Source organism: Curtobacterium sp. MEB011, from assembly GCF_030209655.1.
Lineage (GTDB): Bacteria > Actinomycetota > Actinomycetes > Actinomycetales > Microbacteriaceae > Curtobacterium > Curtobacterium poinsettiae.
Window position 1 is genome coordinate 24086 of record NZ_JARVRN010000010.1, and the last position, 25228, is coordinate 49313.

Here is a 25228-nt window from a genome sequence, read left to right on the forward strand (position 1 = left end):
ACCATGAGGGGAACCAGCCGCAGCGTCGCCGCTGTCGTCATGGTCGCGGCGCTCGCCGCGACCATCACAGGATGCAGCAAGGCCTCGACGCCGACCATCTACTCGCACTCGGAAGCGGTCTCCGCCGACGACGAGATGTTCACCGTCCTGAACGACACCATCGACGCCACCGGCGGTCTCCAAGCATGGAAGGCGTGGTCGTCCAACAAGCCGTTGGACAAACCGGTCGGTACCGGTGACCACAGCAACGGCGGCGGTGAATGCCTGCCCACCAACGGAATGGGCATGGCAGGCGACCCGCTCGGCGACTACGACGGCGCCTCCTTGAACTCAACCGACTTCGTGGATGCTGATGCAACTCTCGCAGCTGTCAAGAAGGTCTGGACGGCCGCCGGCTACACGAACATCACCACCGACGTCAGCACCGACGTCAGCACCGACGCCGGCGCCGACGACGGCATCGTCGTTCGCGCCGCCCACGAAGCGCCCTCCCCCACGCTGACCTTCACCTACCGGGACACGAAGGAGAAGCAGAAGGTCCTGCTCGAAGGGGACTCCATCTGCCAGTCCTACGACTACCTCAACGACGACGAGCCGGACCGGTACGACGACCCGACTGACGCACCATCGTGAGAACCGCAACCCGGATTGCCGCTGCAACGGTCATGGCGGCGCTCGCCGCGGTGACAACCGGATGTGCGAGCACGCCGACGATCTACACACACCAGCAGGCCGACCGTGCTGACGCGGAGATGTATGAGGTGCTGAACGACGTCATCGATGCCACCGGGGGACACACAGCCTGGCGGTACTGGTCCGCGCAGCAACCACTCGACGGTCCACTGACCCGCGGACTGGCATCCTCGGACTGCCTACCAAAGGACTGGGCCGGTTTCTCGGGCCACTCCATGGGGGAAGCGGACGGTGCCTACCTCGAGACGGTGTCGAAGCGAGACCTCAGCGACATCACACAGAAGGTGAAACGGGTGTGGGCGGACGTCGGCTACACGCATGTGGACACGGACCGGTCGAACGGGCAGACGTTCATCCGCGCCACCCGCGACGACCCTTCGCCGTCCGTGAGCATCCAGTACCCCGACGGTGAGAAGGCAGCGGTGGTCACGCTCCGAGCGGGGTCCCTCTGCAAGTCGTACGACGACGACGAGTAGCGGCGGGCGTCTCAGCTCTGCCAGGCACAGTTGGTACAGCGGCCGGCGAGGATGGTACCCCGCCGGCGCTTCCCGGTGACCCGTGCCGTCGTCTCGCACGGGCTGTCCGCGCACCTTGAGATTCGTCACGTGCAGCTTCTCGTGGTGCCCGGCAACCACGACGGAAACGACGCAATCAACGGTATCCCCACCGACAGTGAAGGCGTCCATCGTTTCGACGATCGCATCGGTTTCCTCCCCCGGGGCTGGCGGGCACGCACCACCACCGGCGTGACCGTCGCTGCGCTCGGTGGCGCGAACAGCATTGATGTCGGCGCCCGGGGTCAGCAGCTCTTCGAAGATTCGCTGCGGACGGGCGCCGACATTGCGAACCTTCCACCGTAAGCAGGCACGGTGGTGGCAGCGGCGAAAGATCACGGCGGCGTGAGCGGGTCGTTCGTGGCCGGTGGTACTACGGACAGCCCGTCCACCGCGACGAGGTCATCTGAACCGCGGCAGTAGGAGCAGAAGAGCAGCGCGAGCCCACACCGGGCTCCTGCTTCTCCTGCCTCAGAGGAGGCTTGGTCTAGAGCTGTACTGGAAGGTACTTCACCGCACACTGCACGGATGTTTGGGTAGTTCCGGGAATCGTCGGGAGCCCCGCGTCCTCAGGAAACGGCTGGGGGTTCGAGTCCCTCCAGGGGCACCAGATCGAAGCGGTTCGAGTTCCTGGCGCGCGTCGGTGTCGCTCAGTGTCTCGACGTCGCGAGGTTGACGGCGTTCACGAGGTACGAGGTCCGGGTCGCGATCGCGTACTTCACGGCGTCGCTCACCCCGGTCGGGTCCTCCGAGAACGCATCGAGGTCGGACTCCGCGATCCCGGTGAGCCACGCGATGTTCGCCACCGTCAGCCCGGAGACCTGCGTGAGACCCTCGAGCATGCCCCGGACGCGGTCATCGTCGGGCACGCTCCCAGCCGCGGCCAGCATGGCTGCGAAGACGGCGAGCCGCTGCGATTCGTCGGGAGTCAGCCCGGTCCCGAGGGCGGTCAGACCCTGGTGCTCGGTCCCTGGCCCGGCCAGGTACGCGGAGAGCGTGGACTCCGAGATCCCGGTCATCTGCGCGATCGCCTCGAGCGCGACGGAACGGTGCTCGATCAGCGCGCGGAGTTCCGCCCGGACGTCGAGGGCCTCGGCAGTCATCTCGTTCCCTTCATCGGTCGCAGGACTCTCCGCACCATGGTGCATCATCCAGCGGGCTGGGCCGGCGGGTCCTCCGGCACGGGGTGTTCCGCCTGCCAGAGCGCGTCGACCTGGCCGAACTCCCGCGGGTAGCACTGGGTGTCGAACACCTCGAGGCCCTCGGTCGGCGTCGAGTACAGGTACCAGGGGCCCGTGCCGACGGGTCGGCTCGTCCAGGACCCGTTCGCGAACCAGAGGAGGGGCACGTCGTCCATCGGGTGTCCCGCCTGCGTCAGGCAGGCCTCGAGCCGGTTGAACGCGGCGCGGTACTCGTCGAGGGTGATCCGGCCGTCGCGGATCTCGGCTCGCTGCTGGGCAGACGGATCCGCGATCGGCGCGGACTCGGCCCACGAGGCCCAGACGGCGTAGCGGGCGGAGCCGCCGCCCATCACGGAGACGGTCACCGACGCACGTCCGGAACCGGTCGCAGGGGACAGGCTCCAATGCGCACCGGTCGCGCCGGGCGTGCAGCGGGTCGGCCCGTCGACGGTCGTCCCGTCGACGGCCACGGTGAAGGTCGCCGGGTCGAGGCACTTCCACGTGAGCGTCACACGGTCGGCGTCCGCGGGGCGGGCACCGAGCGAGAACGAACCATCGCCCTGCGTGGCCGCGAAGGCCGGAGTCCCGAGGATCGTGGCGTGGTTGACGTCCTCGACCATGTAGCGCGTCGAGGTCGCAAGGGTGCTCTCCAGCGCGGCATCCGGGTCGTTCGACGGGAGGGCAGCCGCGGTGATCCCGCCCGTGACGGCCGATCCCGCCAGGAACGCGGCCGCGATCGTGAGGACCGTGCCGCGGGTCGGTCGGCGACGTCGACGGAACGGCGCTCCGGTGGCGCTGGTCGCGTCGACCTCTGCGACGAGTGCGTCGCGCATCGCCGCGAGCCGGGGGGAGATCTGGTCGTGGTTCACAGTGTGCCTCCGAGGGGTTCCGCTGTCGCCGAGTACTGCTTGTGGAGCCGCGCCTTCGCACGGTGGAGCCGGGACTTGACGGTGCCGGGCGGGACGCCGAGGACGGTCGCGGCCTCACGCTCGCTCAGCCCCTCGAGCACGCAGAGGGACAGGACGCGCTGGTCCGCGATCGGGAGACCACGGAGTGCGGTCACGGCCTCTGCGTCGGTGAAGGAGTCCGCTGGGTCGGGTGCCGGGTCGTCGACCGGGAACCTGCCGAGGAACGAGCGGTGGCGCCGAGAGGACCGCGTCAGGTTGTGCGCCGTGTTGGTCGCCGTGACGAGGAGCCACGGCAGCATCGAGTCGTCGACGAAACGGATGTGGTCCCGCTTCCGCCAGGCTTCGAGGAACACCACGGCGACCACGTCGTCGGCGTCGTCCGGCGTCGGGACGAGCGCTCGGACGTGACGACGCAGTCGCGCCGCGTGCCGGTCGAAGAGCCGACCGACCGCACGGCCGTCCCCGGCGACGCCCAGGGCCCAGTCGGACCGGTCCCCCGTGATCTGGTTCATGCTCTGTATTGTCCGGTCGCCCCGGATCGGTTCCTGGTTCTGCCCGACCAGTTCTCCACAACCGTCGCCCCGGACGGTAGTCGACCCCGCTGGCCCCGTACGATTGACCCCGTGTCCAAGGTCCTGAGCAGTCTCCCCGTCGGCGAACGAGTCGGCATCGCGTTCTCAGGGGGTCTCGACACCTCCTGCGCCGTTGCCTGGATGCGCGAGAAGGGAGCGATCCCCTGCACGTACACGGCCGACATCGGCCAGTACGACGAGCCGGACATCGACGCCGTCCCGAGCCGCGCCCACGAGTACGGCGCCGAGATCGCCCGACTGGTCGACGCGAAGAGCGCCCTGGTCGAAGAAGGCCTGGTCGCACTGCAGACCGGTGCGTTCCACATCCGCTCCGGCGGCAAGACGTACTTCAACACGACGCCGCTCGGTCGCGCGGTGACGGGCACGATGCTCGTCCGCGCCATGAAGGAAGACGGCGTCGACATCTGGGGCGACGGCTCCACCTACAAGGGCAACGACATCGAGCGGTTCTACCGCTACGGCCTGATGGCCAACCCGCGCCTGCGCGTCTACAAGCCGTGGCTCGACTCCGAGTTCGTCGAGGAGCTCGGCGGCCGCAAGGAGATGAGCGAGTGGCTCGTCGCCCGTGGGTTCCCGTACCGCGACTCCACCGAGAAGGCGTACTCGACCGACGCGAACATCTGGGGCGCGACGCACGAGGCGAAGAGCCTCGAAGAGCTGTCCAGCGGCCTGGACATCGTCGAGCCGATCATGGGTGTCGCCGCCTGGCGTGACGACGTCGAGGTCGCGACCGAGATCGTCAGCGTCCGGTTCGAGGCCGGTCGCCCCGTCGCGATCAACGGCGTCGAGTACACCGACGCGGTCGCCCTGGTCTACGAGGCGAACGCCATCGGTGGCCGCCACGGCCTGGGTGCGTCCGACCAGATCGAGAACCGCATCATCGAGGCGAAGAGCCGCGGCATCTACGAGGCGCCGGGCATGGCGCTGCTGCACATCGCCTACGAGCGCCTGCTCAACGCGATCCACAACGAGGACACGGTCGCCTCGTACCACAACGAAGGTCGCCGTCTCGGTCGCCTGATGTACGAAGGCCGCTGGCTCGACCCGCAGTCCCTGATGCTCCGTGAGTCGCTGCAGCGCTGGGTCGCCTCCGCCGTCACCGGCGAGGTCACGCTGCGTCTGCGTCGCGGCGACGACTACACGATCCTCGACACCACGGGCCCGGCGCTGTCGTACCACCCGGACAAGCTGTCGATGGAGCGCGTCGGCGACGCCGCGTTCGGGCCGGACGACCGCATCGGCCAGCTCACGATGCGCAACCTCGACATCGCGGACTCCCGATCGCGACTCGAGCAGTACGCCGCCGCCGGCCTCATCGGTGGCGCGACGGCCGAGCTCGTCGGCGAGCTCGAAGCGGGCGAGGCCGAGGAGATCCTCGGTGGCGCGATCGTCGCCTCCGACGCCGAGGACGCGATGGGCCGTCGCACCGACCTGGCCTCCGAAGGCGCCGCCTTCGACTCCGGCACCGACTGATCGAGCGGACCCGCGCCCTGGGCGCGACCCCCTGACGACTGGAGGCCCGGTGCCAGCTGGCACCGGGCCTCCCGTCCGTCGTCAGCCGCGAAGCGCATCCGCCTCGACGGCGGTGGGACGCGACCGTATCGTTGCGGTACCGGGTCAGTCATCAGGGACTCGTCGTCACGATGCTCCTCACGATCTGTGGGGTCTGGCACAGCGGGTCGACCCGGACGGATCCGAGATGCGCATCATCTCGACGAAGGGCTGGTCATCATGGCCGCCAACTTGCAGAACATCTGGCACCGCCACGGGCTCCGGTCCCCGGAAGAACTCGCCGCCCTCGTTGCCGAGCGCCTCGAAGGAACCGGCCACCAGCTCGTCGGCGCCGGCGACGCGCGCTACGAGCCGACGTACGCAGACTTCCTCGGCGAGCAGCTCTGACCCGCAGCGGATTGCCGCTCGACCGTCGGTAGAGTCTGCGCATGCGTACAGCCCGAACCACTGCGGCGGCACTGGCGATCGTCGCGGCGGGACTGCTGACGCTCGTCGGCGTCCAGCCCGCGTCTGCCCACTCGGCCCTGACGAGCAGTACCCCGGCGGACGGGGCGGTCGTCACCGAACCGCTGCAGACCGTCGACCTGACCTTCTCCGAGGCGCCGCTCGCCGGCCTCGACGCCGGGCTCCGGATCCAGGTGACGGATGCTGCCGGCACGGACGTCGCCACGGGTGACGTGACCGTCTCCGGCACGACCATGCGCCGCGCGGTCGATCTCGACCGGGGCAACTACACGGTGCTCTGGCGGTACGTGTCGCCGGACGGCCACCCGATCGAGGGCACGCTCGCGTTCGACTACCGGGCTGCAGCTGCTGTTCCGACCCCGAGCGCGACCGGTGCTCCGACCCCGACGGCGAGCACCGCGCCCACACCGAGCGCCACCGCGACGGCCACCGGGGCGTCCGACGGAGCGCCGTCGTCGTCACCGGGCATCGCGCCCGGCGTGTGGGTCGCCCTCGGCGCCGGCACGGTCCTGGTGGCCGGTGCTGTCGTCGTGCTGCTGCTGCGCCGTGGGCGCAGCGCCGAGCGCAGCTCGTAGCGCGGCGCACCTCACTTCGTGAGCAGGAACGGTCGGGTCGCAGGCGCGCACCCGACCGTTCCTGCGCACGAAGCGCACGCGGCGCGACCGCGTGCGCCACGGGAGTGGCCTCGAGTGCGGCGCCGGCGCGGTGCGGAACACGATCGGGACGAACAACACCTCTGCGCGATCGACAGCACCATCGCGTGGCATCGAACTGTCGATCGATCCGGTCCATCCGGGCCGATCGGCGTGATACTGGGGTGGTGCGTGAACTCCAAGCCGCCATCGCAGCGGACCTCAACGTCCAGCCGACCATCGACCCGGAGCAGGAGGTCGCCCGTCGTGTCGGGTTCCTGCGTGACTACCTGCTGACGACCGGGGCGAAGGGGTACCTCCTCGCCATCAGCGGCGGGCAGGACTCCACTCTGGCCGGCCGCCTGACCCAGCTCGCGGTCGAGTCGCTCCGTGCTGAGGGGCACCCGGCCGAGTTCACGACCGTCCGCATGCCCTACCGGGTGCAGGCCGACGAGGACGACGCCCAGCTCGCCCTGCAGTTCATCGCGGCCGACCCGGGCATCACCGTGAACATCGAGCACGGGGTCGACGGGGTCGTCGAGGACACCGCGGCCTCCGGCGTCGAGCTGAGCGACTTCGTGAAGGGCAACGTCAAGGCCCGCATGCGCATGGTCGCCCAGTACGCGGTCGCCGGGCAGCGTGGCCTGCTGGTGGTCGGCACGGACCACGCGGCCGAGGCCGTCACGGGCTTCTTCACCAAGTACGGTGACGGCGGCGTCGACCTCACCCCGCTCACCGGGCTGTCGAAGAGCCAGGGGCGGCAGCTGCTCGAGCACCTCGGCGCACCCGCCCGTCTGTACGAGAAGGCCCCCACCGCGGACCTGCTCGACGAGACGCCCGGGCAGACCGACGAGGCGAACCTGGGGCTGTCCTACGCCGAGATCGACGCCTACCTGCAGGGGCACGACGTGCCGATCGAGGTCGCCGAGGCGATCGAGTCGCGCTACCGCGCGACGGAGCACAAGCGGCAGGTGCCGGCGACGCCCTTCGACGACTGGTGGCGTGCGGGCGCGTAGGCGCTGACGCGACACGGCCGGGAGGCGCGGTGCAGGTGATCCTGCACCGCGCCTCCCGTCTGTCGTCCCCGACACTTCCCTGCGCGCCCCCCGCTGTCCGCCGGCGCTCCTAGGATGGGAGCCAACGGAACAACAGATGCGGAATCCAGGCTGGTACCTGGTCCGCAAGGGGGGAAACATGGACGTCCTGTTCGCGCTCGGAGCCATCCCGCTGGTCATCGTGGGGATCATCGTCCTCGCCGTGATCGCGCTGATCTACGCCAAGGTCGTGTACCGCAACGCCGGCGCCGACGAAGCGCTCATCATCACCGGCAAGCGCTCGCGCAAGGTCAAGAACGACGACGGCACCGAGACCGTCGAGTCCGGTATCAAGGTCGTGCTCGGCGCCGGCGTGCTCGTCCGACCCTTCTTCGAGAAGGTCGCGAAGCTGTCGCTCAGCTCGCGCGCGATCGACATCAACGTCAACGCGCAGGACTCCCGAGGGGTCACCATCGACGTCGAAGCGGTCGCGCTCGTCAAGGTCGGCGAGACCGACGCCTCGATCCGGGCTGCCGCGCAGCGGTTCCTCGGGCAGGAGAAGAAGATCGACGACTTCGCGCGCGAGGTCCTGTCCGGTTCGCTCCGCGCCTCGATCGGTGCGACCGACGTGTCGACCATCATCCGCAAGCGCGACCAGCTCACCGTCGCCGTGCTCGACGTCGCGAAGGACGCCCTGCACAGCCAGGGGCTCGACGTCGACTCGTTCGAGATCAAGGGCATCTCGGACCGCAACGAGTACATCAGTGACCTCGGTCGTGCCGAGCGTGCACGCGTGCGACTCGAGGCCGAGAACGCCGAGGCCCAGGCCGACCGTGAAGCGCGGGAAGCCCGCGCGACCGCCGACCAGGCGATCGCCGAGGCCGAGAACACCCTGGCCATCCGTCGTGCCGCGCTGCAGCTCGACGCCGACCGTGCGTCCGCCGAAGCCGCTGCCGCCGGCCCGCTCGCCCAGGCGCGTGCGTCCCAGGGCGTCGTCGAGCAGGAGCAGATCACCGCGCAGAAGCGTGCCGAACTGCGCCGTGCCGAGCTCGAGTCCGAGGTCTCCGCCGTCGCCGAGGCCCAGGCTCGCAAGACCCGCGTCGAGGCCGAAGCCGCTGCCGGTGCCCAGGTCGAGACCGCACGCGCCCAGGCCGAGGCCCGCCGGATCTCCGCCGAGGCCGTCGCGGCCGAGGCGAAGGCCGAGGCGGATGCCCGCAAGCTCGCCGCCGACGCCTCACGCGCCGAGGGTGAAGCCGCCGCCGACGCGATCCGTGCGAAGGGTCAGGCCGAGGCCGATGCGACCAAGGCGCAGGCCGACGCGCTCGCACAGCACTCCGAGGCCGTCCTGCGGGTCAAGGCGATCGAGACACTGCCGAGCATCGCCCGCGAGCTCGCTGCTCCGATGAGCAACATCGACACGCTCACCGTGGTGTCCTCCGACGGCGCCGGCGCACTGTCGAAGAGCGTCGTCAGCCAGTTCAGCGAGGTCGATGCGCTGCTCGGTGCCACCGCCGGGTTCACCCTGAGCGACATCGTGAAGAGCACCACGACGGGGCAGGCAGCCGCCCGAGCCGTCGTGCGCGAGCAGGCGGCGCCGCAGGCCGAACCGGTCGAGTAACCGAGCGGACCCGTTCGGCGGGCGCGTCGGGGGTCAGCCCTCGCCGCGCCCGTTCTCGTCCTGTTGGTCGCGCTGCTGCCCACCGGCGTCCTCACGCTGCTGCGACCCGGCGTCCTCGCGCTGGTCGGCCAGCCGCTGCTGCCAGACGACACTGCGAGCGGCGCCCTCGAGCACGTCGTCGACGCTGCGTCCGCTCTGTGCGGCGAGGGCGCCGCTGAGCCCAGCGGTCAGGGTCCCACCGGCCGCGGCGAGTCGCTCGACGACCTCTTCCTGCCGCTGCGTCAGGGGCTCGTCGACCAGCTCGTCGATCGTGTCGCGGATGTTCTGCTCGCTCGCGTCCAACGCCGCTTCGTCGCCGGACTGCAGGGCTGCTGCCTCGCCGACGACGACGAGACCGAGGCGCGCGGCGTCGTCTTCGGGGCGCGGGGTGCGGTGCTCGTCAGTCATGCGGTGGACCGTACGCTCCGGCGCGCTGCGCTCCCTGGACAGATGCGTCCCCCGGCGTCCGCGGACGAGCCGTCAGTCGGCCCAGCGGCGGAGCAGCCACTCGGCGGCCGCCACGCCCTCGCGCCGCTGGAAGTCGCGGATCGTGGGCATGTTCGGTGGCGCCGGCGGCAGGGCGTGCTCGAAGAACAGCCCGGCGAGCCCGGCCAGCACGGCGTCGATCGTGTCGGCCGGAACCTCGGCGAACACCGGGTGCGTGGCGAGGTGGTGCTCGACGTCGGCGTCCTCACCACGCACGAGGGTGTCGAGCAGGTAGGTCAGTGGGTCGAGCCAGTGCGCACCCACGCTCGCCCAGGGCCAGTCGACCACCCAGACGAGCCCGCCGCCGTCGACGAGCAGGTTGTCCGCTCGGCAGTCGGCGTGCACGAGGTGCTCGCCGTCGACGAGCGCGGCCGCCTGCGATGCCGCACGGGCGATCGCGGGGCCGGCGTCGAGCACGTGCGGCGGCACGACCTCGGCGACGCGGGCGGCGGTCGCGTCGTCGGTCAGCATCCGGTCCCAGGCCCCGAACTCGTCGCGCAGGTCCTCGGCGATGCGGGGGAGTGCCGCCAGGGCGCCGGTCGCGAGCGGCAGGGTGTCGAGCGCGTCGAGTACGGCCGTCGTGTCCGAACCGTCGAGGTGGCTGCCCGGGTGCTGTCCCGCGACGTCGTCGAGCACGAGCGCGACCCAGTCGTCGCCGTCGACTGTGGTGTGCAGTGCGTCGAGCAGTCGCGGCGCCTGCACGGTGGTCGGCAGCTGCGCCATGACCGTGGCCTCGCGCCGGTGCAGCTCGAAGGCCGCTTCGTTGCGCGAGCGCGACACGGTCTTCACGAAGGCGCGTCGTCCGGCCCCGGTCGTCACGCGGTCGGCGCTGCCGGGGGACCACCCGCTCGCCTGCGACTGGGCGGTCACGACGGGCCCGCCCAGTACCCCTTCCACCTGCTGCCGCAGCGTCGTCGGTACGTCGGTCCAGGTGGTTCGCCCCATGACCCGACGCTACCTGAGAACCCGTACACAAACGTGCACGCTCGGCAACTTTGCGTTGGCGGCAAAGGTGCTCGGGGTGTAAAGTTGCAGAGCCTGCAAGGTTGATCCTGCTTCGGGGTCCCGACCAGGCCGACGACCACCACGCCACACCCCCTGTGAGGAACACCGCATGTCCACTGCCACCGCACCCGTCGAGGTGTCGCGCGGACGACAGGACTCCCCGGCGAGCACGCCGGGCAAGCCGATCATGTCGCACCGCCAGATCCTGCTCGTCATCTACGGCCTGATGGCGGGCATGTTCCTGTCCTCGCTCGACCAGACCATCGTCGGCACCGCGATCCGCACGATCGGCGACGACCTGCACGGCCTCGACCAGCAGGCCTGGGTCACGACCGCCTACCTGATCGCGTCGACCATCACCACGCCCATCTACGGCAAGCTCTCCGACGTCTTCGGTCGTCGCCCGCTCTACATCTTCGGCATCGCGGTCTTCATCCTCGGGTCGCTGCTCTCGACCCTGTCGACGTCGATGACCATGCTGGCCGCCTTCCGCGCGTTCCAGGGCATCGGTGCCGGTGCGCTGATGTCGCTGCCGCTGGCGATCATGGGCGACATCCTCGCGCCCCGTGAGCGTGCGAAGTACCAGGGCTACTTCCTGGCGGTCTTCGGCATCTCGTCCGTCATCGGCCCGCTCATCGGCGGACTGTTCGCCGGTGCGAGCTCGATCGTCGGCATCACCGGCTGGCGCTGGGTGTTCCTGATCAACGTGCCGATCGGCGTCGCGGCGCTGCTCATGGTGATCGCGTTCCTGCACCTGCCGAAGTTCGGCGAGGCCAGGGCGAAGCCGCGCATCGACTGGTGGGGCGCGACCTCGGTCATCGTCACGCTGGCACCGCTGCTCCTCGTCGCGGAGCAGGGTCGCACGTGGGGCTGGGGTTCGGCGAGTGCGCTGGCCTGCTACGGCATCGGCGCGCTCGGCCTCGTCGCCTTCCTGGTGATCGAGACCCGCATGCAGGACGACGCGATCATCCCGCTCAAGCTCTTCCGCTCGGCCACGTTCTCGATGGCGACCGTCCTGGGCTTCCTGGTCGGCTTCGCGATGTTCGGTGCGATGCTCACCATCCCGCTCTACCTGCAGATCGTCACCGGTCTGACGCCGACGGAGTCCGGGTTCGCCACGCTGCCGATGATCGGTGGCCTGATGATCGCCTCGATCGCTTCGGGTCAGATCGTGGCCCGCACCGGCCGATACCGGATCTTCCCGGTCATCGGGACGGCGCTGGTGTCGCTCGGCTACGTCGTCCTGACGTTCATGACGATCGACAAGCCGCTGTGGTTCCTGATGATCGGCATGTTCCTGATCGGTCTCGGGCTCGGCCAGCTCATGCAGAGCATCACCCTGGCGTCGCAGAACGCGGTGCAGCCGCGGGACATGGGTGTCGCGACGTCGTCCGCCACGTTCTTCCGCCAGATCGGTGGCACGCTCGGCACCGCCGTGCTGCTGTCCGTCTTGTTCTCGCTCATGCCGACGAACATCCTGCACGCCACGGCGGACCAGTCGAACCTGAAGCCCGCCCTCAGCGCGGCGCTCGACCCGACGGTCGCGAGCGCCAAGGCGAACCAGGGTGTCATGGACCAGATCTGGAACCCGATCGTCACCCCGCTCCAGCAGCAGGTGCAGTCCGGGCTCGACACCGCCACCGACCAGGTGATCGCGGCCACCGCCGGTGCTCCCGATGCGGTGCGGCAGCAGGCGCTCACCGCAGCCGCCGACAAGGCGCACGCCAGCGTGCAGGACGGCCGACTCGTCGTCGACTGGTCCGACTCGTCGCAGCGCACCTACTGGGTGGACCAGCTCGCCCCGGAGCTGTCGAAGCAGATCGACAAGGGCGCGAACGACTCGAAGGACTCGAACGCCGAGACGAGCGACACGTCCTACCTCAACGGTGCGGACCCGGCCCTGACCCGGCCGTTCATGTCGGGGTTCAACGCCTCGGCCGTGACCGTCTACTGGGTCGGTTTCTCGGTGATCCTGCTCGCGTTCGTCCTGAGCTTCTTCTTCAAGGCGCCGCCGCTCCGCAAGAGCTCGGCCCTGCAGGAGCAGGCGGACGACGCCGGCACCGCCGACGACCTCGAAGCGCAGGCCGTGCGGGCCGCGGACACGATGGGCTCGCCCACCGCCCCGGTCACCGGTTCGATCCCGGTCCAGGGCGGTCGGTCCAAGGACTGAACCCCGCCGGGCCTCCTCGTCACACGACGCGGAGGCCCGGCGTCGCACGGACCCGAGAGCAGGACGGAGCGCAGCACGTGCACCAGACCACCACCACCGAGGACCTCGTCGCGAGCGACTGCGGCCTGCGGGAACGCAAGAAGCAGCAGACCCGGTCCGCCATCCACCGGTCGGCACTCGCCCTGGTCACCGATCGGGGGCTCGCCGGGGTGACGGTGGAGCAGATCTGCGCGGACGCCGGGGTCTCCCCGCGGACGTTCTTCAACTACTTCCCGTCGAAGGCCGAGGCGGCCCTCGGGTTGCCGGCGACGATGGTCCCGGACGCGGCGCGCGCAGTGTTCCTCGGTTCCGCGGGTCCGCTGGTGTCGGACCTCTGCGAGCTCGTCGCGCAGACGGTCACCCTGCCACAGGACCGTCGGCGCATGAAGGAGCTCGTCCGGGCCCGGCCGGAGATGGTCCCGGCGATGATGCAGTGGATGGCGCACGCCCGGCAGACGGTCCTGACGGTCGCTGCCGAGCGGGTCGGCGAGGACACCGCGCGGACCGCGACCACGCTGGTGATGGCCGCCGTGATCGAGTCGGCCCACCGGTCGGCGGACGGTTCGCGCGACGAGCTCGCGGCGCGGCTGCGTGCGGTCGTCGCCGAGATGGGGCGGCTCGCCTCCGCCTGACCGGCGCGACCATCGCGTCGCCCCCGGCGCGGGGGGCGAGAACGGCCTGGAGGCGCGGTGCGGGACCGACCCGCACCGCGCCTCCAGGCCGTTGGTGCGTCCAGACCGCCGCATGCGCAGTCATCGGACGGTTGCGGGATGACTTTCGCCGAAACGGCACGAACACGGCTCTTGACGCGCAAGACATCGGATGTTTTGATTGCACCGTTCGGTCGACGGAGACCGGACGGCAGGAGACACAGATGAGCCGCATCACCGGTCTGCACGTGCACGACATCCGGTTCCCGACCTCGCGAGAGCACGACGGGTCCGACGCCATGAACCCCGCTCCCGACTACTCCGCCGCCTACGTCGAGATCACCACCGACGCGCTCGACGGCCTGGTCGGCACCGGCTTCGTCTTCACCATCGGCCGCGGCAACGAGGTGCAGGAGTCGGCGATCGCGGCGCTCCGCGGGCACGTCGTCGGCGCCGATGCCGAGGCGGTCCTGGCCGACATGGGCGGCACCTGGCGCGCGATGGTGCACGACTCGCAGCTGCGGTGGCTCGGCCCGGAGAAGGGCGTCATGCACATGGCGATCGGCGCCGTGGTGAACGCCCTGTGGGACCTGCGGGCGAAACGTGCGGGGCAGCCGCTCTGGGCCCTGCTCGCCGACCTGCGCCCCGAGGAACTCGTCGACCTGGTCGACTTCCGGTACCTGACCGACGCGATCACCCCGGCCGAGGCGCTCGAGCTGTTCCGCGCCGCCGAACCGCTGCGTGCCGAACGCCGTGCCCGTCTGGAGCGCGAGGGCTACCGCGCCTACACGACGACCCCGGGCTGGCTCGGCTACGACGACGAGAAGCTCGCGCGGCTGTGCCGCGAAGCCGTGGACGACGGGTTCACCCAGATCAAGCTCAAGGTCGGCGGCGACGTGGACGAGGACGTCCGACGGATGGGCATCGCCCGCGCCACCGTCGGCGCGGACGTCCGGATCGCGATCGACGCCAACCAGCGCTGGGACGTCGACGAGGCCGTGGCGTGGATCGACCGGCTCCGCCCCTTCGACATCGCGTGGGTCGAGGAGCCCACGAGCCCGGACGACATCCTGGCCCACGCCGAGATCGCCCGGCGCATCGCCCCGATCCCGGTCGCGACGGGGGAGCACATGGCGAACCGCGTGATCGCGAAGCAGCTGATCCAGGCCGGGTCGATGTCGGTGCTGCAGATCGACGCCACCCGGGTCGCCGGGGTGAACGAGAACCTGGCGATCCTGCTCCTCGCCGCGAAGCACGGCGTCCGTGTCTGCCCGCACGCCGGCGGTGTCGGCCTGTGCGAGGCGGTGCAGCACCTGTCGATGTTCGACGCGGTCGCCCTGACCGGCGACCTCGACACCCGGTGCATCGAGTTCGTCGACCACCTGCACGAGCACTTCGTGACCCCGGTCGACGTCCACGACGGCCGCTACTGGCCGCCGACCGCGCCCGGCGCCGGCACCGAGCTGCTCGCCGACACCCTGACCACCCACGCGTTCCCGGACGGCCCGGTCTGGGCCGAGTCCGACGCAGCGCACGTCCCGGACGCCGTCCGGGTCGCCTGACTCCCCCCTCCCCGCACACCCCATCACCACGACGAAGTGGAGACACCGATGCAACGACGACGTACCGCCGGGCTGGCGGCAGCAGCAGCTGCCGTGCTCGTGCTCACCGGCTGTTCCGCTGGCAGCAACGCCAGCGACGGCCAGTCGAAGGACTCCCTCACCTGGGCCATGTGGATCGCCGGGAAGGAGGACAAGGCCGCGTGGCAGAAGGTCGCCGACACCGTCAAGACCGATGACGACGTGGACGTGTCGATCCAGGGCTCCCCGTTCAACGACTACTGGACGAAGCTCCGCACGCAGCTGTCGACCGGCACCGCCCCGTGCATCGTGAGCATCCAGTCGCTCCGCGCCGCGAACTACACGGACGTGCTCGTGCCGATCGACGACATGGCGAAGCAGGCCGACCTCGACCTGAGCGAGTACGACCAGACGGGGCTCGACGGCATGAAGGTCGACGGCAAGCTCTACGGGCTGCCGTACGACACCGGCCCCATGGTCATGTTCTACAACAAGGACATCTTCGACAAGGCGGGCGTCGCCGAGCCGAAGCCGGGCTGGACGGTCGACGAGTTCGAGGACGCCGCGAAGCAACTCAAGGCCGCCGGCACGCCGATCTGGGGCACGAGCGTCGAGGACATCCCCCTCGAGTCGATGATCCTCGGCTACAACGGCGGTCGGGTCATCGGGGCCGACGGCACGCTCGACGCCTCGAACACGAAGTTCGCCGAGGGGCTCGACTGGATCGGCAGCCTGGTCAAGGACGGCTACGCCACGCAGGCGAGCACCGACGGCTCCACCGACGACAACGCGTTCGTGTCCGGTGACGTCGCGATGTACAGCGACGGCCCGTGGTCGATCATCAGCCAGAAGGCCAAGGTGCAGTTCGACCTCGGCATCACGACGATCCCCTCGGGCACGGACGGACCCAGCTCGTTCGCCGCCGGGTCGGGCTTCGGCATCTCGAAGCAGTGCAAGTACCCCGAGCAGGCGTTCAAGGCCATCACGACGATGACGAACGAGTCCACGCTCACCTCGCTCGCCGAGCAGGGTCGCGCCTTCCCGGCACGCACCGCGGCGCAGCAGGCCTGGTACGACAACGCCGGCATCGACGGGGTCGAGGACGCCCTGAAGACGGGGCTCGAGAACGCCACCCCGCTGCCCGGCAACAAGCAGAGCGACCAGCTCAACCAGCTCTTCGCGCAGTACGCCCTGCAGGCGGTGAACGGACAGACCTCCGGCAAGGACACGATGTCGTCCATCGCGAGCCAGCTCGGCTCGCAGTGACGGGCGTCACCCCCTGACGGACGGGGAGGCCCGCCACGGCCCCGCCACGGGCCTCCCGTCCGATCCCCACCCTGTTCAGGACCGCGCGAACGACGAGGAGGTCGTCGCATGACCACCATCCAGGACCCACCCGCCGAGGCGGCGCTGCCCGCCCCCGCGGTCGCGGTCGCGACCGGCGCGGCGCCCCGCCGGAAGACCGGCGGCGCCGACGCCGAGCTCGGCCGCCGCTCGTGGTGGGGCGCGGCGTTCGCCGCACCGCACTCGATCGGCCTCGTCGTGTTCACGGCGTTCCCGATCCTGGCGTCGCTCGTCGTGAGCTTCATGAACTGGCCGATGCTCGGCCAACGCTCGTGGGCCGGCCTGTCGAACTACGCGCAGCTGTTCTCCGACCCGATCTTCCGGACGGTCACGCTCAACACGGTGCTGTTCGTCGTGCTCTACGTGCCGCTCAACCTGGTCGTGTCCCTCGGACTCGCGGCCTGGCTCACCCCGAAGATCCGGCACCGGCACGTCTTCCGCGTGCTGTTCTTCATCCCGACGATCACGCCGATCGTCGCGAACGTCGTCGTCTGGCGGATGCTGTACCAGCCGGGCGGCGCCATCGACGCGACGCTGCAGTCGACCGTCGGCGTGCACGCCCCGAACTTCCTGGCGGACGACCACTGGGCGATGCTCGCCGTCGTCGCGATGAGCGTCTGGCAGGGGTTCGGCTACAACATGCTGATCTTCTCGGCGGCGCTCGACTCGGTGCCGGAGAACCAGATCGAGGCTGCCCAGCTCGACGGGGCGAACGCCTGGCAGATGTTCTGGCGGATCAAGTTCCCGCTCATCTCGCCGTCGATCTTCTTCGCGACGATGATGACCCTGATCACCTCGTTCCAGGTGTTCGTGCAGCCGTTCGTCCTGACGAAGGGCGGTCCCGGCACCGCGACCGAGACCCTGGTGCAGTACATCTACAACACCGGGTTCCAGACCCAGCAGCTCGGGCTCGCATCGGCCGGGGCATGGGTGCTGTTCGTCATCATCCTCGGCATCACGGCCGTCCAGTTCCTCGGACAGAAGCGGTGGGTGCACTATGAGTGAGCTGACCTCGTCCAACCGGACGATCAACCCGCGGGCGCTGCCCCGCACGCACCGGCAGGCCGGCAGGGTGCGCCACGCGGTCGGGTACGTGCTGCTGTGCCTGGTGGCCCTGCTGTTCGTCTCGCCGCTCATCTACATGGTGGCGACGAGCCTGAAGCCGTCGGCCGACGTGTTCACGACCCCGCCGACTCTGTGGGGCTCGTCCATCGAGTGGGGCAACTACGCGCAGGCGTTCACCTACCTGCCGTTCGCCCGGTTCATCCTGAACGGCGTGTTCGTCGCCGCGGCCGGCACGGCGATCAACGTCGCCGTCGCGGTGCTGTCCGGCTACGCGTTCTCACGGCTGCGGTGGCGCGGCCGGAACACGGTGTTCGTCCTGTTCCTCGCGACGCTGATGATCCCGCAGGACGTCCTCGTCATCCCGATGTACGTGATGATGCAGGGCTTCGGGTGGGTCGACACGTTCCAGGCGCTCATCATCCCGTGGGCGTTCACGGCGCTCGGCGCGTTCCTGGTGCGGCAGTTCTTCCTCACCGTGCCGCAGGAGCTCGACGACGCCGCCCGGGTGGACGGTGCCGGAGCGATCCGGACGTTCTGCTCGGTGATGCTCCCGCTCGCCCGGCCGACGATGGCGGTCCTCGCCGTGTTCTCGTTCATCGCGTACTGGAACTCGTTCCTCTGGCCGCTCGTCATCGTCAACGACGTCGAGGCCCGTGGCACCATCCCGCTCGGCCTGCAGCAGTTCTTCGGGCAGCAGGGCTCCGAGTGGAACCTCGTGATGGCGGCGTCGGTGATCTCGATGCTGCCCACCGTGATCCTGCTGATCCTGCTCCAGAAGCACCTGGTCAAGGGGATCGTCACCAGCGGTCTCGGCGGCCGGTGACGCCGCCGAACGTCTTCCCTCGTCCTCCACTGAAAGGAACACTGGCCTCATGACCATCACCGCACCTGCCGAGCCGCAGACCGCGACCGATCTCGCGGGGTTCCCCGCGTGGTTCTCCCACGACCGGTTCGGCATGTTCATCCACTGGGGGCTCTACGCCCTGCCGGCACGGCACGAGTGGGTGAAGAACCACGAACGGATCACCGACGCCGACTACCAGAAGTACTTCGACCACTTCGACCCGGACCTGTTCGACGCCGCCGACTGGGCCCGCCGTGCGCGCGCGGCGGGGATGAAGTACGTCGTCCTCACCACGAAGCACCACGAGGGCTTCTGCCTGTGGGACACCGCACTCACCGACTACAAGTCCACGAACACCCCCTTCGGCCGGGACATCGTTCGGGAGTTCGTCGACGCCGTCCGTGCCGAGGGGCTGCGGGTCGGTTTCTACCACTCGCTCATCGACTGGCACCACCCGGACTTCACCGTCGACGGCGTGCACCCCCGGCGCGACGACTCGGCGGAGGAGATCGAGGCGTTCAACGAGGGCCGCGACATGTCCCGCTACCGCGAGTACCTCCACGGTCAGATCGAGGAGCTGCTCACCGACTACGGGCAGATCGACTACCTGTTCTACGACTTCTCGTACCGGGACAACGACCACGAGGACATCTGGGGCGGCAAGGGTCGCGACGAGTGGGGCTCCGAGGAACTCATGGCGCTGACGAAGCGCCTGCAACCGGGCATCATCGTCAACGACCGGCTCGACATCCCCGGTGACCTGGTCACCCCGGAGCAGTACCAGCCCGACAAGCCGATGGAGGTCGGCGGGGTCCCGGTGCCGTGGGAGGCCTGCCAGACGTTGAACGGCTCGTGGGGTTACGACCGCGACAACCTCAACCTGAAGCCGGTCGACCTGCTCGTCCGCATGCTCGTCGACGGCGTCTCGAACAACGGGAACATGCTGCTCAACATCGGGCCGACCGGTCGCGGAGAGTTCGACGGGGTCTCCCGCCGGACGCTCGAGGGCATCGGGACGTGGATGCACCAGCACGCCCGCTCGGTGTACGGCGCCGGACCCGCGAAGTTCGTCGCCCCGCGGAACACCGTCTACACGCAGAGCGGGAACCGCCTGTACCTGCACCTGTTCGCCTGGCCGTTCGAGCACGTGCACCTGCCAGACCTGGCGGGCAAGGTGGCGTACGCGCAGCTGCTCAACGACGCGTCGGAGATCCACTTCCGCGAGATCCCGCCGGGCACCCGAGCGCAGAACACCGGGCTCGGCGGCCAGCCCGCCGGCACCCTCACCCTGACGCTGCCCATCGTGCGACCCGACGTCGCCGTCCCCGTCGTCGAGCTGTTCCTGCGCGACTGATGCAGCGGATCCTGACGCGGACGCGACTGCGGGCCGGGAACGAGGCGGCGTACGACACCGTGCACGCCTCGGTCCCGCCCGCGCTCGCGGCACGACTGCGCGAGGTCGGCGTGCACGACTGGACGATCTGGCGGGACGGGCTCGACCTGGTCCACCTGATCGAGGTCGAGGACCACCGCGCGATGCGCCGGGCGCTCGCCGACGACCCGGTCAACGCCGAGTGGCAGGAGACGATCAACCCGCTGCTCCAGGCGGCCGACGACTACTCGGGCGACGACGACGGGGTCCCGCGGGTCTGGTCGCTGGCGGACCAGGTGGACGGCGCGGACCAGGTGGCCCCGTGACGGACCTCGCCCTCCACCTGGAGCGTGGGCCGTTCTGGTTCGGTGGGGCCGGCATCGGCAACCTGCTCCGTCCGGTCTCCGACGACGACGCCCGCGACACGGTCGACGCCGCCTGGGACGCCGGGGTGCGCGGGTTCGACACCGCTCCGCACTACGGCCTCGGATTGTCCGAACGACGGCTCGGGGTGGCGCTCGCCGGACGCCCCCGGCAGGAGTTCCTCGTGTCGACGAAGGTCGGGCGGGTGCTCGTGCCGGGGCGCGGCGACGGCGACGACCTGGCGTCCGGGGGCTTTGCGGTGCCGGACGACACCGTGCGGCAGTGGGACCCGTCGCCCTCGGGCGTGCGGCGCTCGCTCGACGACTCGCTCGGCCGGCTCGGGCTCGACCACGTCGACGTCGCCTACCTGCACGACCCGGACGTCTACTCGCTCACCGACGGCCTGACCCAGGCGCTGCCGACCCTCGCCGAGCTCCGCGACGAGGGCGTCGTGCGGGCGGTCGGCGTCGGGTCGAACTCCGTCGAGGCGCTGTCGGCGGCCGTCGACACCGGGCTCTGCGACGTCGTCATGCTCGCCGGCCGGTACACGCTGCTCGAGCAACCGGCGGCGGCGCTCGTCGACCGGTGCGCGGCGCTGGGCGTCGCGGTCGTCGCGGTCGGCGTCTACAACTCGGGGCTGCTCGGGCAGGAGCGCCCCGCGGCCGGCGTGACCTACGACTACGCCGAGGCGCCCGCGCGGTTGCTCGCGCGGGCGAACGCCATCGCCGACGTGTGCGACCGCCACGGGGTCACCCTGCCCGAGGCCGCGCTGGCGTTCCCACGGCGGGCCCCGGCGGTCGCCGCGATCGCCCTCGGCGTGCAGTCCGCCGACCAGGTGCGCTCGAACGTCGCCCGGGCCGCCGTCGTCGTGCCCGAGGCGCTCTGGGACGGCCTGCGTGCTGCGGGCCTGCTCGACACCTGACCCACGCACGACGAAGGCACCCCGCCCACGCGGTTGCGCGGTTCGGGGTGCCTTTCGTCGTGCGCCGGTCAGACCGGCAGTGTGGTGCCTAGCGGCGCGAACCGCGGCCGGCGACGCGCGTGTAGATGAACAGCACGATGACGGCACCGATGATCGAGCCGATGATGCCGGCCGGCTGGAAGAAGCCGTCGTTCCCATCGTGGTTGAAGATCAGGTAGCCGAGGAATCCGCCGACGAACGAGCCGACGATGCCCAGGACGATCGTCATGAGGATGCCGATGTTCTGCTTGCCGGGGATGATGAGCCGGGCGAGAGCGCCGGCGATGAGTCCGATGATGATCAAGCTGATGATGAGACCGAGCACGGTGTCCTCCTCGTGGGTGCGGTTGCCGCGGCATGGTTGCCGGAGTCAGGGCCGAGGACTGACACAACTCCGAGGTTCCTGGGAGGATTGTCGGGTTCAGTCCAGGGAGCGCCGCAACCAGCGCTCGACCCCTTCGACGTGGGACACGACGAGGGCCTGCACGAGCTGCGGGTCGCGGCGTCGGATGGCGTCGACGATGGCCGCGTGCTCGTCGAGGGTCCGCTGCACCGAGCCGTTCTGGGTCAGCCCCCGCCACACCCGCACCCGCACCGTCTTGCTCGACAGGGCGTCGAGCAGTCCGGACAGGTACTGGTTGCCGCCGATGCCCGCGATGGTCGAGTGGAACAACAGGTCGTGGGCGACGAGGTCCTCGACGCCGGTGTCGTCGGTGACGGACTGCATCAGGGTCGCGAGTTCGTCGATCTGCTGTTCCGTGGCACGGGCGGTCGCCAGGACGGCGGACGCCGGTTCCAGGATGCGTCGCACCTCGAGCAGGTCGACGAGCGACCGGTCGTGGTGCATGTCGACGACGAACGACACCGCCTCGAGCAGGACGCCCGGTTCGAGGGACGTCACGTACGTGCCGTCGCCGCGTCGGACGTCGAGCACGCGGATGAGCTCGAGCGCCTTCACCGCTTCACGCAGGCTGTTCCGCGACAGGCCGAGTGACTCGCTCAGCTCCTTCTCGGGCGGGAGGCGCTGGCCGGGTTGGAGCTCGCCGCTCACGATCATCTGCTGGATGCGTGCGATCGCATCGTCGGTCAACGACGCCACGTCACCACCTCCTGTGGACCCGGCCGCCTGTGCGACGGGACGTCCCGACGATACCCGGGACGGGCCTCCAGGCCGTGCGGCGGAGCCGTGGCGCGATCACGCCGGCCGCAGCCGGAGCGCCTGCATCCCGCCGTCGACCGCCAGCTCGACGCCCGTCGTCGACCGGGCGAGCGGGCTCGTCAGGTAGGCGACCGCCTCGGCCACCTCGGCTGCCTGCACCAGTCGGCCGTGCGGCTGGCGTGCCTCGAGCGCGGCGCGTTCGGCTGCCGGGTCGTCCGCGGTCGACAGGAGCCGTGCGATCCACGGGGTGTCGGCGGTGCCCGGGTTGACGGCGTTGACGCGGATGCCCTCGCGGACGTGGTCGGCTGCCATCGCGCGGGTGAGTGCGGAGATCGCCCCCTTCGTGGCCGAGTACAGCGCACGCTGGGGGAGTCCGGCGGTGGCCGCGACGGAGCACGTGTTGACGATGCTCGCGCTGTCGGAGGCCCGGAGGTGGGGGAGTGCGGCGCGGGACAGGCGAACGGCACCGAGCACGTTGACCTCGTACACGCGGCGCCACTCGTCGTCGGTGTTGTCCTCGACGCTCCCCTGAGCGCCGATGCCGGCGTTGTTCACGAGCACGTCGAGACCGCCGAGCTGGTCGACGGCCGACGCGACGGCGGCACGGACGGACTCGTCGGACGACACGTCGCAGGTGACGGAGACGAGTCCCTCGGCGGTGGACGGCTGCAGGTCGAGCACGGCGACCGCTGCGCCGCGCTCCCGCAGGGCTGCCGCGATGGCCGCGCCGATGCCGGAGGCGCCGCCGGTGACGATCGCGCGGAGACCCGCGTGGCTGCCGGGCGTCCCGGTGGTGCCGGTGGTGCCGGTCTGGTCGGTGGTGTCGGTCATCAGGCTGCTCCTACGGTCTGGCGCTGCGAGCCGAGCCCGTCGGCGGTGAGTTCGACCACGTCGCCGGGCTGCAGGTACGGCGCGTGTCCTGCGAGGGCGACCCCGGCGGGGGTGCCCGTGCTGATGACGTCGCCCGGGTACAGCACCATGAACTGCGACAGGTACCGGACGATCTCGACGGGTCGGAAGATCATGTCGGCGGTGGTGCCGTCCTGCCGCACCTCGCCGTTGACGGTGAGCCGGAGCGCGAGCGCCGCCGGGTCGACCTGGTCGGGGGTGACCAGCCACGGGCCGAGCGGGTTGAACGTCTCGCAGGACTTCCCCTTGTCCCACTGCCCGCCGCGCTCGAGCTGGAAGGCGCGTTCGGAGACGTCGTTCGCGATGGCGTAGCCCGCGATGCAGGCGCTCGCCGCCTCGTCGGAGTCGCAGTACCGGGCGGTGGCGCCGATGACGACGGCGAGTTCGATCTCCCAGTCGGTCTTCTCGCTGCCGCGGGGGATCAGGACCTGGTCGTCCGGGCCGATCACCGTCATCGGGTCCTTCATGAACACGATCGGCTCGGTCGGGATCTCGGCGCCGGTCTCGGCGGCATGGTCGCGGTAGTTCAGGCCGATGCAGACGACCTTGCCGGGGCGGGCCACCGGTGCGCCGCGACGCAGGCCCTCTGCGTCGGGCAGCACCCGGACGTCGCCGGCGTCGCGCGCGTGCCGGACGCGGGCGACCGGGTCCGCTGCCAGGAAGGCGCCGCTGATGTCGGTCGTGATCGGGCGGAGGTCGAGGACCTCGCCGTCGGTGTCGACCGCGACGGGGATCTCGTCGCCCGCGGGGCCGAGTCGTGCGAACTGCATCGTTCCTCGCTCTCCGGCTGCACCGGCGCAACCAGAGACATCCTATGTCTGGTCCGAGGTGTCGACAAGGTTCCGGGTGCTGAGGGTCCTGTCATGCAGGTAGGTGCGCTCCGCCGTGCCGCCGAGGACCGCCTGGCGGTCGTCCGGGCTCAGGTCGGCCAGCGCCTCGGTGGTGCGTCGGGCCACGTCGTCGTAGGTCGTGGCGAGTGTCGAGACGGGCCAGTCCGACCCGAACATCGACCGCGCCGGGCCGAACCGCTCGACCACGGCGCGGACGTACCGGTCGACCGGCTGCCGTCGCCACTCCGGGCCGGCCTCGGTGAACAGGCCGGACACCTTGCAGGCGACGTTGGGGCGTGCGGCGAAGTCGTCCATCCGGCTCGGCCACCCGGGGCCCCCGCCCGCGATGTCGGGCTTGCCGGCGTGGTCGAGGACGAACGAGGCCTCGGGCACGGCGTCGACCAGTGTCAGCGCTGCGCGGTGCTCCCGTGCGCGGACGAGCAGGTCGAACACCAGGCCGGCGGCGGCGAGGGCGCGGACGCCTCGGACGACCTCGGGCCGGGCGAGCCAGTCAGGGTCCGGTTCGTCTTGCGCCTGGTGCCGGATGCCGACCAGGCGGTTCCCGTCCACGGGGGTGCGACCGGGTCGTGCGACGAGGGCGGCGAGGGCGGCGATCCGGTCGGCGACGTCCGGGGCGGTCAGGTCCACCCAGCCGACGACCCCGGCGACCGGCTCGGGCTGCTCGAGGAGCCAGGCGGTCTCGCCGGGGTCGTGCACGGCCTGCACGACGATCGTCCGGGTGACGTCGGTGCTCCGGGCGGCGGCGCGCAGGTCGTCCACGTCGAACCGTCGGCGGATCGGGGCGACCGAGTCGTCCATCCAGGGGTACGGCCGGTCGGCGGGATCCCAGAGGTGGTGGTGAGCGTCGATGATCACGCGCTCATGATGCCTGATTCATCCGATGTTCACCCGCGCGTTGCCGGTGCGGCTCAGACGACGCCGGAGGCCTCGAGCTCGGCGCGCAGCTCGGCGTCGGACGGCTCGACGAAGTGCTTGCCGTTCGGCAGCACCACGACGGGGATGTTCTTCCGGCCGCTGATCGCCTCGGCACGGTCCGCCGCGGACAGGTCCTGCTCCACGTCGACGTACTCGTAGTCCACGCCGAGGGTGTCGAGCAGCGCCTTGGACCGACGGCAGTCGCGGCACCAGTCGGCGCCGAACATGGTCACGCGGTCGGGGGCAGTCGTCGCATCGCTCATGTGCAGAGAGTACGTCGGAGCGC

General features: G+C 70.3%; 28 protein-coding genes. 17 read left to right on the forward strand and 11 right to left on the reverse strand.

Features of this window, described 5'->3' with window-relative positions; translation table 11 throughout:
• Positions 1-39 precede the first annotated feature (39 nt).
• The 3 genes from QRN30_RS12940 to QRN30_RS12950 all read left to right on the forward strand — a co-directional run bounded on the left by QRN30_RS12940 (position 40) and on the right by QRN30_RS12950 (position 1553).
• A complete protein-coding gene (locus QRN30_RS12940) occupies positions 40-633 on the forward strand; it encodes a hypothetical protein (protein WP_284761187.1) in 594 nt (197 codons plus the stop codon).
• A 275-nt stretch (positions 634-908) separates the two neighbouring features.
• Positions 909-1169, forward strand: a complete 261-nt coding sequence (locus tag QRN30_RS12945; RefSeq protein WP_071250308.1) for a hypothetical protein — start codon at positions 909-911, stop codon at positions 1167-1169.
• A gap of 75 nt (positions 1170-1244) precedes the next feature.
• The gene (locus tag QRN30_RS12950) at positions 1245-1553 is read left to right on the forward strand and encodes a hypothetical protein (protein WP_042540086.1); all 309 of its coding nucleotides are present in this window, start codon (positions 1245-1247) and stop codon (positions 1551-1553) included.
• A 344-nt stretch (positions 1554-1897) separates the two neighbouring features.
• On the opposite strand, the gene QRN30_RS12955 is transcribed toward QRN30_RS12950, so the two are convergent.
• Genes QRN30_RS12955 through QRN30_RS12965 form a run of 3 tightly spaced genes read right to left on the reverse strand, consistent with a single transcriptional unit; the run spans position 1898 to position 3848 of the window.
• Entirely contained in the window at positions 1898-2350 is a 453-nt protein-coding gene (locus QRN30_RS12955) for an HTH domain-containing protein (protein ID WP_284761188.1), read from the reverse strand.
• Positions 2351-2394: 44 nt separating this feature from the next.
• Positions 2395-3297, reverse strand: a complete 903-nt coding sequence (locus tag QRN30_RS12960; protein WP_284761189.1) for a hypothetical protein — start codon at positions 3295-3297, stop codon at positions 2395-2397.
• Positions 3294-3848 carry an RNA polymerase sigma factor gene (locus QRN30_RS12965; RefSeq protein ID WP_284761190.1) on the reverse strand — a complete coding sequence of 185 codons (555 nt, stop codon included), beginning with the start codon at positions 3846-3848 and terminating at the stop codon, positions 3294-3296. Before QRN30_RS12965 ends, QRN30_RS12960 begins: the two co-directional genes overlap by 4 nt.
• Positions 3849-3959: 111 nt before the next feature.
• Between QRN30_RS12965 and argG the strand changes: the two genes are divergently transcribed.
• The 5 genes from argG to QRN30_RS12990 all read left to right on the forward strand — a co-directional run bounded on the left by argG (position 3960) and on the right by QRN30_RS12990 (position 9190).
• Positions 3960-5402 carry an argininosuccinate synthase gene (argG, locus tag QRN30_RS12970; RefSeq protein ID WP_042540079.1) on the forward strand — a complete coding sequence of 481 codons (1443 nt, stop codon included), beginning with the start codon at positions 3960-3962 and terminating at the stop codon, positions 5400-5402.
• Between the two features lie 258 nt (positions 5403-5660).
• Positions 5661-5828, forward strand: coding sequence for a hypothetical protein (locus QRN30_RS12975; protein WP_017888026.1), 168 nt, complete (start codon positions 5661-5663; stop codon positions 5826-5828).
• 41 nt (positions 5829-5869) lie between these two features.
• On the forward strand, positions 5870-6481 hold the full coding sequence (locus QRN30_RS12980; RefSeq protein WP_056071756.1) for a copper resistance CopC family protein: 612 nt from the start codon (positions 5870-5872) through the stop codon (positions 6479-6481).
• 245 nt (positions 6482-6726) lie between these two features.
• Complete coding sequence (gene nadE / locus QRN30_RS12985; protein ID WP_031260204.1) at positions 6727-7554, forward strand: NAD(+) synthase; 828 nt, start codon at positions 6727-6729, stop codon at positions 7552-7554.
• Between the two features lie 178 nt (positions 7555-7732).
• Positions 7733-9190 (forward strand): SPFH domain-containing protein, encoded by a 1458-nt coding sequence (locus QRN30_RS12990; protein ID WP_017888023.1) that lies wholly within the window; start codon positions 7733-7735, stop codon positions 9188-9190.
• 33 nt (positions 9191-9223) lie between these two features.
• Here QRN30_RS12990 and QRN30_RS12995 read toward each other — a convergent pair whose 3' ends face one another.
• On the reverse strand, positions 9224-9637 hold the full coding sequence (locus tag QRN30_RS12995) for a hypothetical protein (RefSeq protein ID WP_017888022.1): 414 nt from the start codon (positions 9635-9637) through the stop codon (positions 9224-9226).
• 72 nt (positions 9638-9709) lie between these two features.
• Positions 9710-10660, reverse strand: a complete 951-nt coding sequence (locus tag QRN30_RS13000; protein ID WP_259494310.1) for a phosphotransferase — start codon at positions 10658-10660, stop codon at positions 9710-9712.
• 169 nt (positions 10661-10829) lie between these two features.
• Here QRN30_RS13000 and QRN30_RS13005 point away from each other — a divergent pair, with 169 nt between their 5' ends.
• From QRN30_RS13005 to QRN30_RS13045, 9 genes are all read left to right on the forward strand, one after another.
• Complete coding sequence (locus QRN30_RS13005; RefSeq protein ID WP_214584831.1) at positions 10830-12890, forward strand: MDR family MFS transporter; 2061 nt, start codon at positions 10830-10832, stop codon at positions 12888-12890.
• A 77-nt stretch (positions 12891-12967) separates the two neighbouring features.
• Complete coding sequence (locus tag QRN30_RS13010; protein WP_140449397.1) at positions 12968-13561, forward strand: TetR/AcrR family transcriptional regulator; 594 nt, start codon at positions 12968-12970, stop codon at positions 13559-13561.
• A 242-nt stretch (positions 13562-13803) separates the two neighbouring features.
• A complete protein-coding gene (locus tag QRN30_RS13015; RefSeq protein WP_214584832.1) occupies positions 13804-15141 on the forward strand; it encodes an enolase C-terminal domain-like protein in 1338 nt (445 codons plus the stop codon).
• Between the two features lie 48 nt (positions 15142-15189).
• The gene (locus tag QRN30_RS13020; RefSeq protein ID WP_259494304.1) at positions 15190-16425 is read left to right on the forward strand and encodes an ABC transporter substrate-binding protein; all 1236 of its coding nucleotides are present in this window, start codon (positions 15190-15192) and stop codon (positions 16423-16425) included.
• Positions 16426-16533: 108 nt separating this feature from the next.
• Complete coding sequence (locus QRN30_RS13025; protein ID WP_214531965.1) at positions 16534-17508, forward strand: carbohydrate ABC transporter permease; 975 nt, start codon at positions 16534-16536, stop codon at positions 17506-17508.
• Complete coding sequence (locus tag QRN30_RS13030) at positions 17501-18391, forward strand: carbohydrate ABC transporter permease (RefSeq protein WP_017888015.1); 891 nt, start codon at positions 17501-17503, stop codon at positions 18389-18391. Before QRN30_RS13025 ends, QRN30_RS13030 begins: the two co-directional genes overlap by 8 nt.
• A gap of 49 nt (positions 18392-18440) precedes the next feature.
• Positions 18441-19766 carry an alpha-L-fucosidase gene (locus tag QRN30_RS13035; protein WP_140449396.1) on the forward strand — a complete coding sequence of 442 codons (1326 nt, stop codon included), beginning with the start codon at positions 18441-18443 and terminating at the stop codon, positions 19764-19766.
• Positions 19766-20110 carry an L-rhamnose mutarotase gene (locus tag QRN30_RS13040; protein WP_140449395.1) on the forward strand — a complete coding sequence of 115 codons (345 nt, stop codon included), beginning with the start codon at positions 19766-19768 and terminating at the stop codon, positions 20108-20110. Before QRN30_RS13035 ends, QRN30_RS13040 begins: the two co-directional genes overlap by 1 nt.
• The gene (locus tag QRN30_RS13045) at positions 20107-21069 is read left to right on the forward strand and encodes an aldo/keto reductase (RefSeq protein ID WP_194590063.1); all 963 of its coding nucleotides are present in this window, start codon (positions 20107-20109) and stop codon (positions 21067-21069) included. Before QRN30_RS13040 ends, QRN30_RS13045 begins: the two co-directional genes overlap by 4 nt.
• A gap of 88 nt (positions 21070-21157) precedes the next feature.
• Here the strand turns inward: QRN30_RS13045 and QRN30_RS13050 are convergent, their stop codons facing one another.
• From QRN30_RS13050 to QRN30_RS13075, 6 genes are all read right to left on the reverse strand, one after another.
• A complete protein-coding gene (locus QRN30_RS13050; RefSeq protein WP_056071734.1) occupies positions 21158-21433 on the reverse strand; it encodes a GlsB/YeaQ/YmgE family stress response membrane protein in 276 nt (91 codons plus the stop codon).
• Positions 21434-21529: 96 nt separating this feature from the next.
• Entirely contained in the window at positions 21530-22165 is a 636-nt protein-coding gene (locus QRN30_RS13055; RefSeq protein WP_042540122.1) for a FadR/GntR family transcriptional regulator, read from the reverse strand.
• Between the two features lie 138 nt (positions 22166-22303).
• The gene (locus tag QRN30_RS13060; RefSeq protein WP_201300444.1) at positions 22304-23098 is read right to left on the reverse strand and encodes an SDR family NAD(P)-dependent oxidoreductase; all 795 of its coding nucleotides are present in this window, start codon (positions 23096-23098) and stop codon (positions 22304-22306) included.
• A complete protein-coding gene (locus QRN30_RS13065; protein ID WP_056071728.1) occupies positions 23098-23946 on the reverse strand; it encodes a fumarylacetoacetate hydrolase family protein in 849 nt (282 codons plus the stop codon). Before QRN30_RS13065 ends, QRN30_RS13060 begins: the two co-directional genes overlap by 1 nt.
• 42 nt (positions 23947-23988) lie before the next feature.
• Positions 23989-24882 carry an amidohydrolase family protein gene (locus tag QRN30_RS13070; protein WP_284761191.1) on the reverse strand — a complete coding sequence of 298 codons (894 nt, stop codon included), beginning with the start codon at positions 24880-24882 and terminating at the stop codon, positions 23989-23991.
• A gap of 53 nt (positions 24883-24935) precedes the next feature.
• The gene (locus tag QRN30_RS13075; protein WP_017888006.1) at positions 24936-25205 is read right to left on the reverse strand and encodes a glutaredoxin family protein; all 270 of its coding nucleotides are present in this window, start codon (positions 25203-25205) and stop codon (positions 24936-24938) included.
• Positions 25206-25228 lie beyond the last annotated feature (23 nt).

Excerpts from the sequence above, each read along its gene's own strand:
- QRN30_RS12990 (WP_017888023.1), top strand. The coding sequence starts at position 7,733 with ATGGACGTCCTGTTCGCGCTCGGAGCCATCCCGCTGGTCATCGTGGGG.
- QRN30_RS12975 (WP_017888026.1), top strand. The coding sequence starts at position 5,661 with ATGGCCGCCAACTTGCAGAACATCTGGCACCGCCACGGGCTCCGGTCC.
- QRN30_RS13030 (WP_017888015.1), top strand. The coding sequence starts at position 17,501 with ATGAGTGAGCTGACCTCGTCCAACCGGACGATCAACCCGCGGGCGCTG.
- QRN30_RS13025 (WP_214531965.1), top strand. The coding sequence starts at position 16,534 with ATGACCACCATCCAGGACCCACCCGCCGAGGCGGCGCTGCCCGCCCCC.
- QRN30_RS12945 (WP_071250308.1), top strand. The coding sequence starts at position 909 with ATGGGGGAAGCGGACGGTGCCTACCTCGAGACGGTGTCGAAGCGAGAC.
- QRN30_RS13020 (WP_259494304.1), top strand. The coding sequence starts at position 15,190 with ATGCAACGACGACGTACCGCCGGGCTGGCGGCAGCAGCAGCTGCCGTG.
- QRN30_RS12955 (WP_284761188.1), bottom strand. The coding sequence starts at position 2,350 with ATGACTGCCGAGGCCCTCGACGTCCGGGCGGAACTCCGCGCGCTGATC.
- QRN30_RS13065 (WP_056071728.1), bottom strand. The coding sequence starts at position 23,946 with ATGCAGTTCGCACGACTCGGCCCCGCGGGCGACGAGATCCCCGTCGCG.
- QRN30_RS13000 (WP_259494310.1), bottom strand. The coding sequence starts at position 10,660 with ATGGGGCGAACCACCTGGACCGACGTACCGACGACGCTGCGGCAGCAG.
- QRN30_RS13015 (WP_214584832.1), top strand. The coding sequence starts at position 13,804 with ATGAGCCGCATCACCGGTCTGCACGTGCACGACATCCGGTTCCCGACC.
- QRN30_RS12965 (WP_284761190.1), bottom strand. The coding sequence starts at position 3,848 with ATGAACCAGATCACGGGGGACCGGTCCGACTGGGCCCTGGGCGTCGCC.
- QRN30_RS12940 (WP_284761187.1), top strand. The coding sequence starts at position 40 with ATGGTCGCGGCGCTCGCCGCGACCATCACAGGATGCAGCAAGGCCTCG.
- QRN30_RS12980 (WP_056071756.1), top strand. The coding sequence starts at position 5,870 with ATGCGTACAGCCCGAACCACTGCGGCGGCACTGGCGATCGTCGCGGCG.
- QRN30_RS13005 (WP_214584831.1), top strand. The coding sequence starts at position 10,830 with ATGTCCACTGCCACCGCACCCGTCGAGGTGTCGCGCGGACGACAGGAC.
- QRN30_RS13055 (WP_042540122.1), bottom strand. The coding sequence starts at position 22,165 with ATGATCGTGAGCGGCGAGCTCCAACCCGGCCAGCGCCTCCCGCCCGAG.
- QRN30_RS13060 (WP_201300444.1), bottom strand. The coding sequence starts at position 23,098 with ATGACCGACACCACCGACCAGACCGGCACCACCGGCACCACCGGGACG.
- QRN30_RS13035 (WP_140449396.1), top strand. The coding sequence starts at position 18,441 with ATGACCATCACCGCACCTGCCGAGCCGCAGACCGCGACCGATCTCGCG.
- QRN30_RS13040 (WP_140449395.1), top strand. The coding sequence starts at position 19,766 with ATGCAGCGGATCCTGACGCGGACGCGACTGCGGGCCGGGAACGAGGCG.
- QRN30_RS12995 (WP_017888022.1), bottom strand. The coding sequence starts at position 9,637 with ATGACTGACGAGCACCGCACCCCGCGCCCCGAAGACGACGCCGCGCGC.
- QRN30_RS13075 (WP_017888006.1), bottom strand. The coding sequence starts at position 25,205 with ATGAGCGATGCGACGACTGCCCCCGACCGCGTGACCATGTTCGGCGCC.